The sequence below is a fragment of the Tepidiforma sp. genome (genome assembly GCF_034432735.1).
In the GTDB taxonomy this organism is placed as follows: domain Bacteria; phylum Chloroflexota; class Dehalococcoidia; order Tepidiformales; family Tepidiformaceae; genus Tepidiforma.
Genome location: NZ_DAOUBJ010000045.1, coordinates 1 through 2,581, shown reverse-complemented (window position 1 = coordinate 2,581; position 2,581 = coordinate 1). Strand labels below are relative to the sequence as shown.

Below are 2,581 nucleotides of genomic sequence, written 5' to 3'. Positions count from 1 at the left end.
GGGGGGCGGGGGAAGGGGCTGGGTGGCCGCGGGGATGCGGCCGGCGGGGCCGTGTTGGGGGGCCCAGCGGTGGGGATCGCGGAAGAGCCAGTCGAAGGTGGGGTCGGGGGAGGCCGTGGTGCTGCTGGCTCCGACGAGCCAGTTGCCATCGGGGTCGGCAATGGGGTGTTCGCCGTCGGCCTGGGGGTCGACGGCGGGCCAGGAGAGACGCCGCGGGGGCTGCGGGGCATCGCCCATGGATGAATTACGCCACATCGTGTGGCACCCGGCCAATGGGGGCTGTCACCGGGCTGCCACCATCCTTTTGTGTGAGAGTTCGGCCGCTGGTGCGGCGGGGCGTAGGTGTGGCGAAGAGGGGGCAGGCGGGGCGATGGTCAGCGGCCTTCGAGCCAGGCGTTGAAGCGCGGCTGGCGGCGCTCGCGGAAGGCGGCGACGCCTTCGTGGGCGTCGGGGTGGTGGTCGCTGATGGCGGTGCGGGCAGCGATGTCCTCGAGGGCGTGGGCCCAGGTGCTCTCGGCGGCGAGGTAGAGCGAGCGTTTGAGGAGGCGCATGGCGACTTGTGGGCCTTCGGCGAGTTCGCGGGCGAGGGCCATGGCGTGGTCGAGCAGCTGGTCGGGGGCGCAAACTTCGTGGACGAGGCCGAGGTCGAGCGCTTCGGCGGCGCCGACGATGCGGCGGCGCATGAGGAAGTCGATGGTCTTGGCGAGGCCGATGAGCTGGACGAGGAGAGCGTGGCCGCCTTCGTCGGGGAGGAGGCCGAAGCGCAGGGTGGCGCTGCCGAGGCGAGCTTCGGTGGAGGCGAGCCGGAAATCGCAGGCGAGGGCGAGGGAGAGGCCGGATTGGATGGCCACCCCGTTGATGGCGGCGATGGTGAGTTTGTCGAGGTTGCGGATGGCGGTGTTGAGGGTTTGGGAGAGGACGCGGAGCCCTTCGTAGGTTCCGATCGGTTCGCGGTGGCCGGGGTAGATGTCGGGCACGAGGGCGCGTCCCTCGGGCAGGGGGCGGCCGGTGATGTCGTCCCCGGCGCAGAAGGCGCGGCCGCTGCCGGTGAAGAGGAGGACGCGGACGCGGTCGTCCATCTGGGCTTGGGCGATGACTTCGAGGAGGTCGCGTTTGATTGGCTGGGCGAGGCCGTTGAGGCGTTCGGGCTGGTTGAAGGTGATGACGGCGATGCCGGGGGATTCGAGGCGGATATCGAAGCCGCGGAAGGAGCCTTCTGGGAACACGTGGCACCTCGGATGGTGGAGGAGTTGCGAGAGTGTACGGGATGGCCGGGCGGGGCGCAGGCGTGTTGCTGGTACGCTGTGGGGGCCCGCGAAGCGAGACCGTGCGGGCTGGAGGAGATGTCATGAGCGAGCAGGAAGCTTCGCAAGGGAGCGATAGCGTCCAAGTGCCACCGGTTTCCCCGGCCCCCCGGGCGGGTGGGCCGCCTGGCGGATTCGGGCCGGGAGGGCAGGCCTGGTACAGCGGTCCGTACCCGCCGCCGGGGGCGCGCGAGGGGACGTGGACGATGATTTGGCGGACGGCGACGAAGGCGGTGGTGGCGGCGGGGTGTTTCGGGGTGACGCTGGGGTTCGCGCTCTTTTTGCCGTTGTTGGTGGTGGCGGTAATCGTGGCGGCGGCGGATTCGGGAGGGGGCGGCGAGGATGTGGTCTTCGGGGAGGCGAGCGCTCGGGCGAAGCTGCTCTCTATCCCGGTGTCGGGTGTGATCCTCGGGGAGGAGCTGGAGCCGGCGGGGATCTTCGGGCTGCCGGGCGTGGTGTACGGGTACGACATCCGGGAGAAGCTGCGCGAGGCGGCGGAGGCGGAGGATGTGGCAGGGGTGGTGTTGGAGTTCGATACGCCGGGCGGGACGATTTTCGGGGCTCGGGCGATTGCGGAGGGGATCCGGGAGTACAAGGAAAAGACGGGCAAGCCGGTGGTGGCGTTCGTGGCGGGGCTGAGCGCCTCGGGTGGGATGTACGCGATGGCGCCAGCGGACCTGATCGTGGCGGACTACGGGAGCCTGGTGGGGAGCATCGGGGTGACGATGGGGGCGGTGGAATTCTGGGATGGGCTGTTCGCGACGGAGGGCGGGCTCTTCGGTGGGGGGGTGACGACGGCGAACGGGATTGTGTTCCAGCCGATCACGGCGGGGCGTTCGAAGGATGTGGGGGCGCCCTACCGGCCGTTGACCGACCAGGAGAAGGCGGAGCTGCAACGGGGGGTGAACAATGAGTACGCGGCCTTCGTGCGTCACGTTGCGGCGGCACGGGGCATCCCCGAGGCGACGATCAGGGACGTGATCGGGGCGATGGTCTACGACAACGAGACGGCGCAGGGGCTGGGGTTGATCGACGAGACGGCGGACCGGCCGGGGGCATACGGGCGGTTGGCGGAGCTGGCCGGTCTGGAGCCGGGGAGCTATCGGGTGGTGCGGGAGAGCGGCTCGACCTCGTTCTGGGGCTGGCTGGAGGGCCGGCTGGGCCTGGGCGAGGGGCGGAAGGGGAGCGCGCCGGCGGCGGGCCCGACGCGAGTCTGTTTCCCGGCTCACGCGATTCTTGCCTACTACGGCGATCCGGTGGCGCTCTGCGCGCGGGGG

General features: G+C 70.6%; 3 protein-coding genes. 1 reads left to right on the top strand and 2 read right to left on the bottom strand.

Features of this window, described 5'->3' with window-relative positions:
- Both VAE53_RS04690 and VAE53_RS04685 read right to left on the bottom strand, forming a co-directional pair.
- Nucleotides 1-237 (bottom strand): hypothetical protein (locus tag VAE53_RS04690; RefSeq protein WP_322818210.1); only part of this gene is annotated, 237 nt, incomplete at its 3' end.
- Nucleotides 238-374: 137 nt separating this feature from the next.
- Nucleotides 375-1,226, bottom strand: a complete 852-nt coding sequence (locus VAE53_RS04685; RefSeq protein ID WP_322818209.1) for an enoyl-CoA hydratase/isomerase family protein — start codon at nt 1,224-1,226, stop codon at nt 375-377.
- Between the two features lie 122 nt (nt 1,227-1,348).
- On the opposite strand from VAE53_RS04685, the gene VAE53_RS04680 reads away from it, so the two are divergent.
- The coding region (locus VAE53_RS04680; protein WP_322818208.1) for a S49 family peptidase at nt 1,349-2,581 on the top strand (1,233 nt) is incomplete at its 3' end.